The following is a 15,411-nucleotide window of genomic DNA, read 5'->3' as shown; positions in this document are numbered from 1 at the left end:
ATCCAAAAATCCCCCAAGAGAAAACATTCACCTTGGGGGATTCCTACTTGTATTCGGATGCTCTAATTAAAGTTAAGGGCAAATTCCTTAGTCTTTTGTTGAGCTTCTTCCATTTTTGATTTCCATTCATTTAGAGTAGCTACAGCGTCCTCGTATTCAGAATAAGTAACTTCTTTTGTTCCAGCTAAATCATAATGTACATAATATAGTAGCCCTGTACTAGTGGAATGAATGCTAACTCCTCTTACTATGTCTTTCACAATATTTCACCTTCCGTAAAGTTGTTATAATAACAGATACCATTATAAAAGATTTTATAATTGTTTGTATAGTGTTGTGATGTACAAGATTCATCAATATAATGAATAATATCAATTACTTTTTTTGGAAATCGGTAGGTTTATATGTTCTTTGCTTGTGGAAAAGTATCTAGTGGATAAGAAACGAAGAAAGGATGAATGACATTGGAAGAACTTGATTTTTTAAACGAAGATGAACTGAAAAAGGTAAAAGAGATTCGAAAAAAAATGTCTGGCCCGCATAATGACCAAGAATTTAAGCGGCTTTGTACAGAGATGGCAATCATGATTGAACGTGCGCGGAACAGGAAGAGAAACAAGGGGAAAACGTATGATTATAATTAGGAGCATGCCCGGCTTCTTATTTTTACTTTGGATGAAAAGAGATACTGTCCAACTTAATAGGAGTGAACAATAGAAAACCTTGTGCAGCGATGATGCCAAGGTTTTTTTGTCGTAATAGTAAGTGAAGAAAAATGATAGAATGACTCGTTGCGATAATGTGGAATTGTGGTTGCATTTGTGATGATTATTACCTGTTTGTTAGAAAGCTTGTCTTTTTTTTAGAAAATTGCCTATTTATCACAATTAGTTGTCAACTCTCTTGTCTCCCTGCATAGGATATAATAAGCCAATTTATTTAAAATGATTTTTATCCTTTTTAGGATAGGCAAAAATTGATTTTCTCGTCAGAACAGTATATGTAGAAGTAAAAGATTTGTGAACAGTAATAAGCTGTTTCTTTTTTTTCATCATCGTAAGAAAAATTGGTGTAACTATATGAATGTGTATGTAACAGAGAAGGCATGTCAGATTGGTTAAGTGAAAAACAAAGTTCCTCAAAAACAAAAGTAAAATATTGAGGAGGGGAAGGGAAATGAAAGACCGTAATAAGCAAAATTATGTAGTCTCTCAGGAGAATTGGTCCCTCCACCGCAAAGGGTTTCAGGATCAACAGAGACATCAAGAAAAAGTCCAAGAGGCAATCAGGAAAAACTTACCAGACCTTGTTAGTGAAGAAAATATTATTATGTCTAATGGCCGTGATGTGATCAAAATTCCGATTCGCTCCCTTGATGAATATAAGATTCGTTATAATTATGATAAAAATAAACATGTTGGTCAAGGGAACGGAGACAGTGAAGTTGGTGACGTTGTAGCAAGAGATGGCAGCGGTGAACAAAAAGGCCCAGGAAAAGGCCAAGGAGCAGGTGATCAGCCTGGGGAAGACTACTTTGAGGCTGAAGTTTCGATTATGGAATTACAGGAAATGCTTTTTAAAGAATTAGAATTACCAAATTTAAAGAGGAAAGAGCAAGATCAGATTATTATTGAGGACATTGCATTTAATGATATTCGAAAAAAAGGATTAATGGGTAATATTGATAAGCGCCGTACAATTCTATCAGCGATTAAGAGAAATGCGATGGAAGGAAGACCCGGTTTAGTACCAATCTATAACGACGATCTCCGTTTCAAAACGTGGAATGAAATCGTAAAGCCAGAATCAAAAGCGGTTGTTCTTGCAATGATGGATACATCAGGCTCGATGGGACGTTGGGAAAAGTTTATGGCCCGCAGCTTCTTCTTCTGGATGACCCGCTTCTTACGAACAAAATATGAAACAGTGGAAATTGAATTCATTGCTCATCATACGGAAGCAAAAGTTGTTTCTGAAGATGATTTCTTTTCAAAAGGTGAAAGTGGAGGGACAATATGCTCCTCTGCTTATCGAAAAGCATTAGAGTTAATTGATGAGAAGTATCACCCGACTAAATATAACATCTATCCATTCCATTTCTCTGATGGTGATAATTTAACCTCGGATAATGCACGTTGCCTTAAGCTAGTTAGAGAACTAATGGAAATATCAAGTATGTTTGGTTACGGTGAGGTCAATCAATACAACCGTCACAGTACGTTAATGAGTGCTTATAAGAATATTAGTGACGAACGCTTCCGGCATTATATTTTAAAGGAAAAAGGCGATGTTTATCACGCTATGAAGACGTTCTTCAAAAAGGAAGAAGAAGGTATGACAGTATAAGATTCACACAAAAACCCCCGCTATTAGCTTCGGCTATAGACGGGGGTTTTGTACGTGTAGAAGTGAGAATTATCTTTAATACTTCAATTTATACCAAAAGAAGCTTATAATCTTATGTATATATAATATATTTAATCAGAACATTAGGATGAAGATGAAAAAACATATCGGTATAATATTTTTAGCCGCGTAAAGGCACTTAATAAAGTCTGTTTGGCGTTATTTACTGTATCACCTAAAAATGAAAGAAGAGGTTATTTCTATGGTCATTAAGTCATTTGAAAAAATGTTTAATATTTTATCTTTATTTACTATGGATAGAACTAGTTTATCTATTGCCGAGATTCAAGAAGAACTTGGTTATCCAAAGAGCACTGTTTTTCGTATTTTAAACTCATTAGAGAAATTTGATTACATCGAGCGAAATGAGGAAAACCATCGTTATTCCTTAGGGATAAACTTTTTTAGATTAGGTAGTATTGTACAGAGTCAATTGGACCTTCGTGAGGTTGCTTTACAGACAATGAAAAAAATATCAGAAAAAACTAATGAGACGATCGATTTAAACATTATTGATGGTATCAACCGAATCTGTATTGATAAAGTAGATAGCAATCAAGATGTTAGAAATTTTGTTAGAGTAGGTGAGAGAAAGCCATTATACCTTGGAGCATCTGGAAAAGTCTTATTAGCTTTTATATCCAGTCATGAAAGAGAGAAGATCTTTGACCAATTAGAAGAAGAGGATGACCTTGTCTTTGATCGAAAAAAATTAGAAAATGATATTGGGGATATTAAAGAAAAGGGATATGCGGTTACAAAGGGTGAGCGAGTAGAAGGGAGCTTTGCAATTTCTGCACCGGTTTACGATAATAGTCAAAAGATGATTGCAAGTTTAACACTTGCTGGTCCGATTCAGAGGCTAAGTGATGAGAAGAGGGAATTAGAATTAATCGAAATCTTGATAGGTGGAGCTAAAGAGATATCAGAAAGATTAGGGCATTTTAAGTATCGGTAAAAGGGTTAATGTCTCGATAATTACAAATCGAAAATTCTTGTAATATATTAATGGTGATTTCAAAAAGCACTTCTTTTTATAGAAGTTGCTTTTTTTTTTGATTGAACTACAGCAAAGTAAGTCTAAAGATTTAGGCATCAGTAAGCTAAAGGCAGTCTATTTTTTCTGCAAATACACCTGTTATATCAAGTTTTTTGATTGATTCTCACGTTTAATTCAAAATAATCTGAAATTTAACTATTGACTATAAATATTTCGAAGTGATAGAATTTAATTAAATTTAGAACGTGTTCCACATTGTGAAACGAAATGGTGGGATATAGGAGGGGGATTATTCCTGACATTTCAAAATAGGTTAAGTCAATATGCTTACCAGTTCAAACTTAGTCATGTAGAACAGGACACCATAAATAGAGCCAAACTAATCATTTTAGATTCGATTACTGCTATTGTTCATGGTAACCAGACAAAAGAAGTTTATGATTTGGCACTAAAACTTTCATCGAAAGGAAAAAGCAATAATTCAAATCTAGTTTCTATTTATGGTACATCACTTTATGCGGAGAGACATTTATCAGCATTGATAAATGGAGTAGGAATGGTCAGTGAAGAGTTGGATGAAGGAAATCCACTTGCAAAAGGGCATCCTTCCTGTCACTTTACACCAGCACTACTAGCGTGTGCTGATTCTCAACAGATGAATGGAAAAATATTTTTGGAAAGTTTTATTGTCGGATATGAGCTTGGGTCAAGAGTAGGATCAGCAATTAAACTGAAGAAATCTATCCATCCTCATGGTAATTGGGGCATCGTTGGAGCTGCTTTTGCATTAGGAAAAGCGCATAATTTTACACCAGATGAGTACAGTAAAGCGATTTCGTTAAGCGGGTCGTTAGCCCAGATCTCCTTATGGAAACCGGTATTGGAAGGGTGCCGAATTAGGGATGTTTATATAGGCTTAAACAATTTGAATGCATGGCTACTACCATCCTTAGTTAGCGCAGGATATTCAAGTAGTCCTGAAGTGATTAATGACGTATTCACAAGCGTTTTAGGAGATGAATTTAACGAAGAAAAAGTAGTATCACAGTTAGGTGAAACGTATTTCTTAATGGATACGTATTTTAAATTTTATCCATTTTGCAGGTTTTGTCACGCACCGATTGATGCTATGCGCCAATTATTACAAAATGAGTCTATTACATCAGTTGAATCTATTGATAGAATACGTGTTCATACATATTCTTTGGCATCGATTCTAGACAATCAAAATGTAAACAATGAATTTGCCGGTAAGTTTTCTATTCCTTTCTCTTTAGCCACAACTATTGTTAATACAATACATCCAGATGTCACTCCCGAAGAAAATATCACACGTTTAGCAGAAAAAATTGAAGTTTATGAGGATTCTAATTTAACAGCTTTACTTCCAGCCCAAAGAGTCGCACGGGTTGAATTGCTTTTAAAAGATGGGAAAACGCTTACAAATACAACGTATAGCACAAAAGGCGATGCAAAGGAAGAAAATTTAGAGGTAAAAGTTGTTCGAAAATGTGAACAAATGCTAGCAGAGGTTATTGGGACTACAAATGCTGCAGAACTAATTAAACAGGTAATGGAAATCGAAACTGTAGATAGTCTCAGTGAAATAATGAAATTAACGAAACTAAATTAAATACGGTGAGGGGTGTAAAGATGTGGGATGCTGAGGTAGATGTAGTTGTAGCAGGTGCCGGAGGTTGTGGTTTGGTTGCAGCGCTAGCGGCAGCCGAGCAAGATTTAGAAGTGGCATTATTTGAGAAAACTGAATTTATTTTAGGGAATACTGCCTCAAGTGCAGGAATGATTCCGGCCGCTGGAACCCGTTTTCAAAAGAAGGCTGGGATTATTGAGACTCCTGAAGAAATGGCTGAGGATATTCTAAAGAAAAATCATTATGAGAGTGATCCAGAATTAACGTTAGCACTATGCAGAGAATCGGCGAAATTAATTGAATGGATGGCTGATTCCTTAGGAATTGAACTTTCTCTTGTAAAGGAATTTAGTTATCCGGGACAACGGAATCGTCGAATGCATGCACCTCCATCTAGGTCCGGGTTAGAACTAATAAAAAAGCTGCGGATGGAAGTTACAAAACATGAAAATATTTATCTTACATTAAAATCTGAACTGACTGATTTGATTATGGAAAATGAGAAGGTAATTGGTGTAGAGATTAATACTAGTCATGGAAAACAACGAATTAAAGCAAAAAAAGTAATCCTCGCTACAAATGGATTCGGAGCGAACAAAGAGCTAGTAAAAAATTATATACCGGAAATCGCGGATGCACTTTACTTTGGTTATGAAGCAAATACTGGTGATGCGATAAAAATAGCAGAAAAAATTGGTGCTGCACTTGATAGTTTAACGGCTTATCAAGGACATTCGGCAGTCGCAGATTCTGCTGGGATTTTAGTTACGTGGGGTACGATTATGATGGGTGGCTTTATGGTGAATAAAAATGGTCATAGGTTTGGGGATGAATCACAAGGATACTCTGAATTTGCAAAAGAGGTCTTATTACAACCTGAAAAGCATGGATATATCATTTTCGACGAAGAAATCTACCAACAATTATTATCAATAGAAGATTTTAAAAATTTATCAGAAATGAATGGTTTTAAGTCAGCAGAAACAATCGAGGGGTTAGCTAAGACATTAAATATTGATATTGAAAATCTTAGAGTGACATTCGAGGAATTTGATCAAGCGGTAGATGTCGGTGAAGATGCTTTTGGAAGGACAAGTTTTCCCAAAAAATTGAATGGTCAACTATATGGGATAAGAGTTGTGCCAGCATTGTTTCATACACAAGGTGGGTTACGAATTAATACACATGCACAAGTGTTACGTCAAAACAACAGTGTGATTAATAATTTATATGCTGGTGGAGGAGCAGCTGTAGGTGTTTCTGGTAACCATTCTTATGGTTATATGTCAGGGAATGGTTTGCTCTCTGCCTTAGGATTTGGAAAAATTGCCGGAGACCATGCGGCAGCAATGATTAAAAAAGAAAGGGTTGAAACGAAATGAGATAAGTTTAAGATTGTACATTAGCTTTATACAATTATTATTAAAAACAAATCATAGGGGGTTTAAATATGAAAAAACTAATGTGGTTAGTTATGGCTGTGATGGTTTTTATGACAGGATGTGGTGGAACTGAATCTTCTGGAGGTAGTGAAGGTGGTTCAAGTGGTAATGAAGGCGAATCAGCAGATGTTGTCAAAATTGGAACGTTGCATCCACTAAGTGGTGGACTTGCAAATGAAGGTCAAGAAATGCGCGATGCAATTCGTCTAGCTGTTGAAGAAGTAAATGAAGCAGGTGGTATTCAATCATTAGGTGGAGCTAAAGTTGAATTAGTAGAAGCTGACCATGAAGGTGTGCCAGAAAAGGGAGTCTCTGAAGTACAACGTTTAGACCGTGATGGTGTAGTTGGGATTATTGGTACGTACACAAGTGGTGTAGCACTACCGGCAACACAAGAAGCTGAAAGATCTGGAATTCCTTTTGTCATTGATATTGCTTCTGCTGATCAAGTAACAGAGCGTGGTTTTAAATATACATTCCGTTTACAGCCACCTGCCACAATGATGGCGCAAAACTTTTTGACTTATTTTGAAGCATTAAATGAGATGTCTGATACAAAGTTGAAAACAGCCATTTTAGTTCATGAAGATTCAGTATTTGGATCTAGTATTGCAGATTTAATTGAACAACAAGCAGCATCAAAAGGTTTAGAAGTATTAGAAAGTTTGCCACATTCAGCATCAACGGCAGATCTATCATCTACAATTAATCGTATCAAATCAGCAAAACCAGATATTGTTGTTGTAACTACGTATTTGCGAGACGGTACGTTATTAGTCAACGGAATTCATGAATCAGGTTTCAAACCAAAAGCAATCATCGGTGTTGCGAATGGTGCTTTCAGTAATGCCCAGTTCATTGAAGGTGAAACAGCAAAGAATCAACATATAATGGATGTTAACTATACGATTAACCCGCAAAGTGAATTAGCTAATAAAGTAAAAGAAGATTTTAAGACGAAATTTAACAAAAACTTAGGTCCAAATGCAGCCTACTCATATACATCTACAAAAGTATTACTAGATGCAATTGAACGCGCTGGTTCAACAGATCGCGCTGCAATTAAAGATGCGTTGGGAGAAACAAATTATACTGATCATATTCTTCCGCAAGCTGAGATTGTCTTTGATGAAAATGGACAAAATGTAAATGCTCAAGCTGTATTAAGTCAACTTTTTGATGGTGAGACGAAAGTGGTTTATCCAGAAGAGTTCAAAAATGCAGAACCAGTTTATCCAGTAAATTAAATGAATGAAAGAGACGGGACCTTCTTTTCCCGTCTCTTACAACAAGAAGGAGGGAAAAGAAGATGTCTGCTGATTTATTTGCTCAATCCCTTGTTGATGGTCTATTAATGGGTGGGATTTACGGACTTGTTGCTATAGGTCTTACGTTAATCTTTGGTGTTATGAAGGTCATTAACTTTGCACAAGGTGCCCTAATGATGCTAGGAATGTATGTGACCTATTGGGCATTTACATTAATGGGATTAAACCCCTATTTATCGCTTCCATTAAGTGCAATTGCTTTATTTTTCGTCGGAGCATTTATTCAACGAACTGTTTTATCAAAAATGATAAATGCACCTGAACATAATCAGTTGTTAGTTACATTAGGTATTATGTTATTTATTGAGAATCTTGCTCTCGTTTTATGGAGTCCAGATTTTAGAAGTGTAGAAGTGAATGGTTTAACTCAAACACTCAATGTGGGTTCGATTGGTATTAATATGCCTAAACTTATTGCCTTTATTTTTGCTATTTTCTTAGCTGTCGGTCTGTTTTGGTTTTTAAAACAAACGATGATTGGAAAAGCAATACGTGCAACTTCCATTGATCGTCAAGGTGCTTCACTCGTTGGAATTGCTACAAACAAAATTAACTATATTACCTTCGGCCTTGGAGCAGCATTAGCTGCAGTAGCAGGATCATTGATTACACCGTTCTTTTACACATCACCGACGGTAGGAGCAACGTTTATATTAAAGGCTTTCGTCGTAGTTGTTCTTGGAGGTTTAGGAAACTTTATCGGCGCACTTGTTGGAGGATTGATCATTGGTGTTGCTGAGGCATTAGGTGGGGCCGTTTTACCAGGGACATTAAAAGAATTAATGACGTATATTATTTTTATTGCAATTCTTTTAGTTAGACCAAATGGCTTGTTTGGGGGGAAAGTTCGATGAAAAATTCACGCACATTGTTCGTTCTATTTCTAATCTCCCTGATTGCCTTTCCGTTAGTTGTTTCGGACCAATATTATTTACACATCGGTATTTTAATCTTGTATTATGCACTTGTAAGTCAAGCGTGGAATCTTCTTAGCGGGTACTCAGGACAATTCTCTTTTGGACATGCTGCATTTTTTGGTACAGGTGCTTATGTCTCGACGATATTACTAACCAATTATGCAATTTCACCATGGATTGGAATGTTAATCGGTGCTGGTATTGCTGCAGTGATCGGTCTGTTTATTGGTTTTTTATCGTTTCGATATAAGCTAAGAGGGGCTTATTTTGCATTAGGAACACTAGCTTTTGCTGAAATTTTAAGAATTATCGTGCAAAATTCATCTTATTTTAATAAAACGTTAGGGATGTTAATTCCGCTAGATCCAAACCCATTGATGCTACAGTTTAGTTCAAGGGTAGGGTACTACTACACGATTCTCATTCTAGCAGGGATTGTATCGTTAATCGTATACTTTATTAGTCGATCAAGATTAGGGTATAACCTGATTGCCATTCGTGAAAATGAAGATGCAGCACAATCATTAGGAGTAAATACGTATAAAAACAAGATGATTGCGATTGCGTTAAGTTCTGGATTAACGGCGATTGGCGGAACATTCTATGCTCAATATATTCTATTTATTGAACCACCAACAACATTTGGTAATTCTGTATCAGTTGCTATTCTATTGCCTGCGATCATAGGTGGGATGGGCACAGTTTTTGGTCCAATTGTAGGCGCATTTATCATTATTCCGTTAGGTGAAATTACAAGTGCGCTATTCGGTGATTTTGTTGGGGTACATTTAATGGCCTATGGATTAATTTTAATATTTGTTATTTTATACCTTCCAGAAGGTGTTGTCGGTTGGGTACAAAATAAAATGAAAGAATTAGCAGAAAAAAAAGCGCAAAAAAATGCGAATACGAAAATGTCCAATGTTGAGGTGAAAAGGGGTGAGGCAAGATGAGTTTACTAGAAATTAAGAATCTTACAAAGCGATTTTCAGGACTTGTCGCCGTTAATAATGTGAGCTTAAGTATTGATGAAGGTGAAATCTTGGGCTTAATTGGCCCAAACGGTGCGGGAAAAACAACATTATTTCACTCGGTTTGTGGTTTCCATAATCCTGAAGAGGGATCAGTAAAATATAATAATGAAGAAATAAAAGGTAAGAAACCCGAATTTATTTGCAAGAAAGGAATTGCTAGGACATTCCAGATCGTCCAACCATTTGGGAACTTAACATTATTGGAAAATGTGATTGTTGGTGCTTTTAACAGAGTCAAATCTTTTAAGAGAGCAGAAGCAATTGCACTAGAGCAACTAACGTATATTGGAATGGATTCAAAGGCATATACAAGAATGAAAGATCTCACGTTTCCCGAACAAAAGAAAGTTGAGGTAGCTAGGGCGTTAGCGACTCAACCAAAGGTGTTATTTTTAGATGAGGTTATGTCTGGATTAAATCCGTCAGAAGTGAATGAGTTTATTGAATTGATTAAAGATATTCGTGATAGAGGGATTTCAATTTTCTTTATTGAGCACTTAATGTCAGCAGTTATGGCCTTATCGGACCGGATTGCTGTCATGCATCTTGGGGAAAAAATTGCAGAAGGAAATCCTGAAGAAGTTATGAAGAATAAAACAGTTGTTGAAGCTTATTTAGGGGAGGAAGTGTCATGCTAAAAGTAACGAACCTAAATGCAGGCTATGGAAATGTACAAGTACTAAGAGATATTTCATTTCATGTTGATCAAGGTGAAGTAGTAAGTATCTTAGGGACAAATGGTGCAGGAAAATCAACTACTCTACGTACCTTATCAGGATTAATTAAAGCATGGTCTGGTTCAATTGAATTTGAAGGAACAGCTCTTGAAAAAAAGTCCCCGGAAGAAATTGTTGAGACAGGATTAATCCAAGTACCTGAAGGAAGAAAACTGTTCTCTAGCATGACTGTTTACGAAAACCTTGAATTAGGTGCATTTACAGGGAAGACTCGTAAGAATATGAAGAAAAATATTGAATATTGCTTTGAACTTTTCCCTATTTTAAAGGAAAGAAAAAAACAGCTTGCCGGTAGTATGAGTGGTGGACAGCAACAAATGCTAGCGATCGGACGAGCCTTAATGTCAGAACCGCGATTACTATTATTGGATGAACCTTCAACAGGATTGTCTCCGCTTCTTACAAAACAGGTATTTGAAATTATTAACCAAATTAAAGATGAAGGTGTAACAGTGCTTATTGTTGAGCAAAATGCAACACAGGCGCTTTCCTTATCTGATCGTGGCTATGTAATTGAAAATGGTGAAATTGTCATTGAAGGGAAAGCGGCTAGTTTACTAAATAACGACAAACTTAAAGCGGCTTATCTTGGGATTAGTTCATAATAAATGTCAGTTTAAGAATTACACTTTTGAAGGGAAATGGTCCACATGGTTAAATCCATTGAAAAAATGTTAAAAATCTTGTCTTTATATACAATGGATCGAACAAGTTTGTCAATCAGCGAAATCCAAGCTGAACTAAAATACCCCAAAAGTACAATTTTTAGGTTGTTAGATACTCTTGAGGCTTACAGTTATATTGATCGTAATCCCGATAATCATCGTTATTCACTAGGGTTTAAGTTTTTTAGGTTAGGTAGTATTGTTCAAAACCAACTCGATTTTCGTAAAGTCTCACTCACTACTATGAAAAAGATCATGGAGGAAACAAGTGAGACAGTGGAATTAAATATCATTGAAGGAGCATATCGAGTATGTATTGAAAAAGTTGATAGTCCTTTAGACGTACGAAACTTTGTTAGAGTTGGTGAAAGAAAACCGTTACATTTAGGGGCATCAGGTAAAGTTCTACTTTCTTTTTTGCCAGAAGAAGAGAAACAAAAAGTGTTTGCTTGTATTGGTAATGAACGTTGTTATAACGTCGATAAGCTAAAAGAAGATCTTGATAGGATTAAACAGAATGGCTATTGGGTAACAAAAGGAGAAAGAGTATCGGGGAGTTTTGCAGTTGCTGCTCCTCTTTTTGTTCAAAACGGAGAAATCGTTGCAAGTCTTACCATTGCTGGCCCGATTCAGCGGTTATCCGACGATCATGAGCGGAAATTAGTCAATATTTTGTTAAATGGTGCAAAGGAAATAAATGAACAGTTAGGTTATTGTATGTTCGTGTAAATTAACAAATGATTCAGGTGTAAGAGGAGGGCTTATGAAGAGTTTAGCTACTACTTTATATCGTACAAATTGGGAGGACTACAGTAAGGACACCATCCTAGCTGCTAAATATGTACTGCTTGATACCATTGCGGCGATGGTTGCTGGTATTCAGCAAAAAGAATCTAAACAGCTATTGAAGAGTTTAGAAGAAGACGATTCAGGTACATATCATATTCTTGGAACAAGGGAGTCAACCACTCTTTATAATACGGCACTCCTTCATGGTGCGGCCTCTGTTGTAACGGAAATGGATGAAGGGAATCAGTATAGTAAAGGACATCCTGCTGCACATGTTGTTCCAGCGATGTTGACCTATGTTCAGAAAAAAAATGAATATAGCGGGCAGCAATTTTTATCGACATTAATAAAAGCATATGAAGCATGTTCAAGATTTGGGAGAGCGACAACACTACGTCCAGAGGCCCATGCACATGGAACATGGGGCATAATGGGAGCTGCTGCGGCGACACTGTTGTTAGAAGATGTTACGAAAGAGGAATTCGAGAAGGGAATTCAATTAAGTGCAACATTTGCATTACCAACGTTGTGGAATGCTGCTCTTGAAGGGGCTCTTGTAAGAAATATTTATGCTGGTCATGCCATCGAAATGGGAATAAAAACGTTAGCACTATTAAAGTCAGGTCATATGGCTCCAACTAAAAATATTGAATATGTCTTTTCTACAGTTATTGGTTCTAATTTTGATGAGTCGTCTTTAGTAAGAAGTGATGATGATTTATGGGATATTGAACAAAATTATTTTAAACCGTATGCGTTTTGCCGGTATGCGCACGCACCAATTGATGCCTTTGGAGCAGTTATAAAAAAACATCAACTTTCTCCTTCAAAGATTAGCAAAGTTAATGTCCATACTTATTCTCGTGCTGCAACATTGAAAAACAAGGATTATACGAATATTTTATCGGCAAAATTTAGTATTCCATATGCACTTAGCATTTGGTTAAAAACGGAAAAAGTCGATCAAACAATCTTCACTGATGAACTCCTTCATGATCTTGAGATTCGTGATTTTGCAAGTAAAGTTGATGTGGTAACTTCGAGCGAATTAGAAAAAGACTACCCAAAAGTGATGCCTGCAGTTGTAGAGGTTATCGATACAAGTGGCAATACATATACAGAGAGAATAGACATTGCAAAAGGAGGACCAAATCAAAAGTTAACAACGATTGATTTGGAAGAAAAATTTTGTAGATTAACAGACGGAGTATATATCAAACAACAACAAAAGGAAATTATCAATTGGATTTTAAATATGGAAGAAAAGAAAGATATAAATGAGTTAATTACACTTTGTAGAGCAATAGAAAAATAGAATCGCCGTATTCTATTCTATTAACAGGATTAACAAATTGTTTTTTTACAATTTATAGAATGAAGGTGAATCATATTGGAATTTGACTTAAGTGCACTTGATGCAAAAGAAACGTATCGGCTTTTAACGAGTTGTATCGTCCCGCGTCCGATTGCTTGGGTGACAACAATAGGTGAAAATGGGGTTTATAATGCGGCTCCTTTTAGTTATTTTACCGGGGTATCGATCGAGCCGCCATTAATTTTATTTGCAGTAGAAAGACGAAATGGAGAAAAAAAGGATACAGTCATAAATATTGAAAAAAACAAAGATTTTGTTGTAAATCTTGTTACCTCTACAAATGTAGAACAAATGAATGTAACATCAAAGGACTTTCGGGAAAATGAAGATGAATTAGCATTTGCGGGGTTAACCCCAATGGCTTCAAAAGTCGTTCAATCTCCATCAATTAAAGAATCTCCGCTCCATATGGAATGTAAGTTAGATCAAATCATTGAAATAGGATCATCACCGCATAGCTTAGTGATCGGTGAAGTGATCACAGTAACAGTTGATGATGAGTTGGTTGAAGATGGAAGAATAATAATGGATCAACTGCATGCGGTTGGGAGAATGGGTGGAAAGTGGTACACAAACACGAATCAATTATTCGAATTACCTCGATTGGATTGGCGAAAAACAGAGATAAAGTAGAAGGAAAAGCCCATTGTATTGCAATTTACTAGTTTAGCATGTGATGTATTAAGCTACTAATTGCTAAACGAGATAGTTTGCGATTGACAAGGAGTAGTGCCATGAATGAAGAAAAAAAACAACGTTACTTAATTGCTTTGATCTCGATGTTATTTTTAACAGGAATCGTAGGTACTCGTCCATTGATCCCGCTTTTATCACACGAATTATACGCAAGTGCGATTGAAATTGGGATTATTATTTCCTTATATTCATTCCTTCCTTTTATATTAGCAGTAAAGGTGGGGAAGGTTGTTGATAAGATTGGCTGTAAACAACCTATAATCATAAGTGTGATTATAGGTGGAATTGCATTATTTATTCCTTATTTTTTTCTGTCCATGATTGGAATTTATTTTTCACAAATTCTAGCTGGTATTGCACAATTATTGTTTGTTGTCGCAGCTCAAAGTTTTGCCGGTAGCAATGAAAGCGATAAAGTCAGGGAAAAAAATGTTTTGTTTTTTAGTTTGGGCGTCGCTATTGGAAGTTTTTTAGGTCCTCTTATTGGGGGCCTTTTTTCCGATATATTGGGTTATCGACAAGCATTTGGAATTCTGACTGGAGTTAGTCTGTCTTCACTTTTATTTATTTATATATTAAGGGACACCAAACAAAACAAGAAAGACCAGATTGATAAAGCCAATGAGTATAAGACGTTGGAATTGTTTCAAATTCAAAATCTAAGAAAAGCTTTTTTATTAAGTATGCTTGTTTTATTAGGAAAAGACATGTATATTGCTTTTTTTCCGTTACTTTTGAAGGAAAACAATGCCTCTGACTCTTTAATTGGAACAATAATTGCGATTCATTCTGCTGCTGGGATTATTAGTCGTTGGGGGTTACCGAAGCTACTAGAATATATGAACCGGCATCACATTATCGTTTTAACAATTGTAAGTTCTGGATTATGCTTTGTTTTTATGGCATTTATGGAAGGTTATGTATTTATTGCCATTTTGTCTTTTTTATTAGGGGTCGCTTTGGGTATTGCCCAGCCCTTATCTGTTTCTACGACAATTAACTATTTACCAAAGAATCGAATTGGTGAAGGGCTAGGGGTAAGATTATCGTTAAATCGATTGACACAAATGTCATCTCCGTTAGTTCTAGGTTTTGTAGCTCAATTCTTTGGGATCATCAGCGTTTTTGTAATTGTAGGTTCTTGTTTAATGTTTGGTACAGCAAAACTGGCTCTTCAAAAAAACGAATCTACCTTAATATGTCAAAATAATAAAGAACTTCATTAAATTCAATTTATTTCATGCAATAAATAAAAAGTTTAGAATTTTCCCATGATTCTCTATTGACAGTGAATACGGTTACATTTATAATCCAAATAACAAATTCACATTATGAACTTTATGTTCACAATGCGAACAAAAGAACAAAATA

At 35.9% G+C, this 15,411-nt stretch carries 15 protein-coding genes; 14 read left to right on the top strand and 1 reads right to left on the bottom strand.

Features of this window, described 5'->3' with window-relative positions:
- Positions 1-62 precede the first annotated feature (62 nt).
- Complete coding sequence (locus ACJ2A9_RS07605; RefSeq protein WP_441421010.1) at positions 63-260, bottom strand: hypothetical protein; 198 nt, start codon at positions 258-260, stop codon at positions 63-65.
- Positions 261-464: 204 nt separating this feature from the next.
- Between ACJ2A9_RS07605 and ACJ2A9_RS07600 the strand changes: the two genes are divergently transcribed.
- The 14 genes from ACJ2A9_RS07600 (at position 465) to ACJ2A9_RS07535 (ending at position 15,266) form a co-directional block, all read left to right on the top strand.
- Positions 465-644 carry a hypothetical protein gene (locus tag ACJ2A9_RS07600; RefSeq protein WP_441421009.1) on the top strand — a complete coding sequence of 60 codons (180 nt, stop codon included), beginning with the start codon at positions 465-467 and terminating at the stop codon, positions 642-644.
- Positions 645-1,176: 532 nt separating this feature from the next.
- Positions 1,177-2,346, top strand: a complete 1,170-nt coding sequence (gene yhbH / locus ACJ2A9_RS07595) for a sporulation protein YhbH (protein ID WP_441421008.1) — start codon at positions 1,177-1,179, stop codon at positions 2,344-2,346.
- Positions 2,347-2,608: 262 nt separating this feature from the next.
- Positions 2,609-3,364 carry an IclR family transcriptional regulator gene (locus ACJ2A9_RS07590; protein WP_441421007.1) on the top strand — a complete coding sequence of 252 codons (756 nt, stop codon included), beginning with the start codon at positions 2,609-2,611 and terminating at the stop codon, positions 3,362-3,364.
- Positions 3,365-3,683: 319 nt separating this feature from the next.
- A complete protein-coding gene (locus ACJ2A9_RS07585) occupies positions 3,684-5,039 on the top strand; it encodes an MmgE/PrpD family protein (RefSeq protein ID WP_441421049.1) in 1,356 nt (451 codons plus the stop codon).
- 20 nt (positions 5,040-5,059) lie between these two features.
- Positions 5,060-6,439, top strand: a complete 1,380-nt coding sequence (locus tag ACJ2A9_RS07580; protein ID WP_441421006.1) for an FAD-dependent oxidoreductase — start codon at positions 5,060-5,062, stop codon at positions 6,437-6,439.
- 68 nt (positions 6,440-6,507) lie between these two features.
- Positions 6,508-7,746: an ABC transporter substrate-binding protein gene (locus ACJ2A9_RS07575; protein WP_441421005.1), complete on the top strand. Its 1,239-nt coding sequence runs from the start codon at positions 6,508-6,510 to the stop codon at positions 7,744-7,746.
- Between the two features lie 62 nt (positions 7,747-7,808).
- The gene (locus ACJ2A9_RS07570; RefSeq protein ID WP_441421004.1) at positions 7,809-8,681 is read left to right on the top strand and encodes a branched-chain amino acid ABC transporter permease; all 873 of its coding nucleotides are present in this window, start codon (positions 7,809-7,811) and stop codon (positions 8,679-8,681) included.
- Positions 8,678-9,697 (top strand): branched-chain amino acid ABC transporter permease, encoded by a 1,020-nt coding sequence (locus ACJ2A9_RS07565; RefSeq protein WP_441421003.1) that lies wholly within the window; start codon positions 8,678-8,680, stop codon positions 9,695-9,697. The genes ACJ2A9_RS07570 and ACJ2A9_RS07565 overlap by 4 nt, the downstream gene beginning before the upstream one ends.
- Positions 9,694-10,416, top strand: coding sequence for an ABC transporter ATP-binding protein (locus ACJ2A9_RS07560; RefSeq protein WP_441421002.1), 723 nt, complete (start codon positions 9,694-9,696; stop codon positions 10,414-10,416). Before ACJ2A9_RS07565 ends, ACJ2A9_RS07560 begins: the two co-directional genes overlap by 4 nt.
- On the top strand, positions 10,410-11,120 hold the full coding sequence (locus ACJ2A9_RS07555) for an ABC transporter ATP-binding protein (protein WP_441421001.1): 711 nt from the start codon (positions 10,410-10,412) through the stop codon (positions 11,118-11,120). Before ACJ2A9_RS07560 ends, ACJ2A9_RS07555 begins: the two co-directional genes overlap by 7 nt.
- Positions 11,121-11,165: 45 nt before the next feature.
- Entirely contained in the window at positions 11,166-11,909 is a 744-nt protein-coding gene (locus tag ACJ2A9_RS07550) for an IclR family transcriptional regulator (protein ID WP_441421000.1), read from the top strand.
- A gap of 34 nt (positions 11,910-11,943) precedes the next feature.
- On the top strand, positions 11,944-13,284 hold the full coding sequence (locus tag ACJ2A9_RS07545; RefSeq protein WP_441420999.1) for an MmgE/PrpD family protein: 1,341 nt from the start codon (positions 11,944-11,946) through the stop codon (positions 13,282-13,284).
- Positions 13,285-13,359: 75 nt separating this feature from the next.
- The gene (locus ACJ2A9_RS07540; protein ID WP_441420998.1) at positions 13,360-13,977 is read left to right on the top strand and encodes a flavin reductase family protein; all 618 of its coding nucleotides are present in this window, start codon (positions 13,360-13,362) and stop codon (positions 13,975-13,977) included.
- A 101-nt stretch (positions 13,978-14,078) separates the two neighbouring features.
- Entirely contained in the window at positions 14,079-15,266 is a 1,188-nt protein-coding gene (locus ACJ2A9_RS07535; RefSeq protein ID WP_441420997.1) for an MFS transporter, read from the top strand.
- Positions 15,267-15,411: the final 145 nt, after the last annotated feature.

This window comes from Anaerobacillus sp. MEB173, assembly GCF_052119505.1.
In the GTDB taxonomy this organism is placed as follows: Bacteria; Bacillota; Bacilli; order Bacillales; family JBJMAU01; genus JBJMAU01.
Note: the sequence above shows the minus strand (reverse complement) of the source record. Positions and strands in the feature narration are given on the sequence as shown.

What these genes read in the sequence shown, in the direction of transcription:
- yhbH (WP_441421008.1), top strand. Translation starts at nt 1,177, where the DNA reads ATGAAAGACCGTAATAAGCAAAATTATGTAGTCTCTCAGGAGAATTGG.
- ACJ2A9_RS07590 (WP_441421007.1), top strand. Translation starts at nt 2,609, where the DNA reads ATGGTCATTAAGTCATTTGAAAAAATGTTTAATATTTTATCTTTATTT.
- ACJ2A9_RS07580 (WP_441421006.1), top strand. Translation starts at nt 5,060, where the DNA reads ATGTGGGATGCTGAGGTAGATGTAGTTGTAGCAGGTGCCGGAGGTTGT.
- ACJ2A9_RS07575 (WP_441421005.1), top strand. Translation starts at nt 6,508, where the DNA reads ATGAAAAAACTAATGTGGTTAGTTATGGCTGTGATGGTTTTTATGACA.
- ACJ2A9_RS07570 (WP_441421004.1), top strand. Translation starts at nt 7,809, where the DNA reads ATGTCTGCTGATTTATTTGCTCAATCCCTTGTTGATGGTCTATTAATG.
- ACJ2A9_RS07565 (WP_441421003.1), top strand. Translation starts at nt 8,678, where the DNA reads ATGAAAAATTCACGCACATTGTTCGTTCTATTTCTAATCTCCCTGATT.
- ACJ2A9_RS07560 (WP_441421002.1), top strand. Translation starts at nt 9,694, where the DNA reads ATGAGTTTACTAGAAATTAAGAATCTTACAAAGCGATTTTCAGGACTT.
- ACJ2A9_RS07555 (WP_441421001.1), top strand. Translation starts at nt 10,410, where the DNA reads ATGCTAAAAGTAACGAACCTAAATGCAGGCTATGGAAATGTACAAGTA.
- ACJ2A9_RS07550 (WP_441421000.1), top strand. Translation starts at nt 11,166, where the DNA reads ATGGTTAAATCCATTGAAAAAATGTTAAAAATCTTGTCTTTATATACA.
- ACJ2A9_RS07545 (WP_441420999.1), top strand. Translation starts at nt 11,944, where the DNA reads ATGAAGAGTTTAGCTACTACTTTATATCGTACAAATTGGGAGGACTAC.
- ACJ2A9_RS07535 (WP_441420997.1), top strand. Translation starts at nt 14,079, where the DNA reads ATGAATGAAGAAAAAAAACAACGTTACTTAATTGCTTTGATCTCGATG.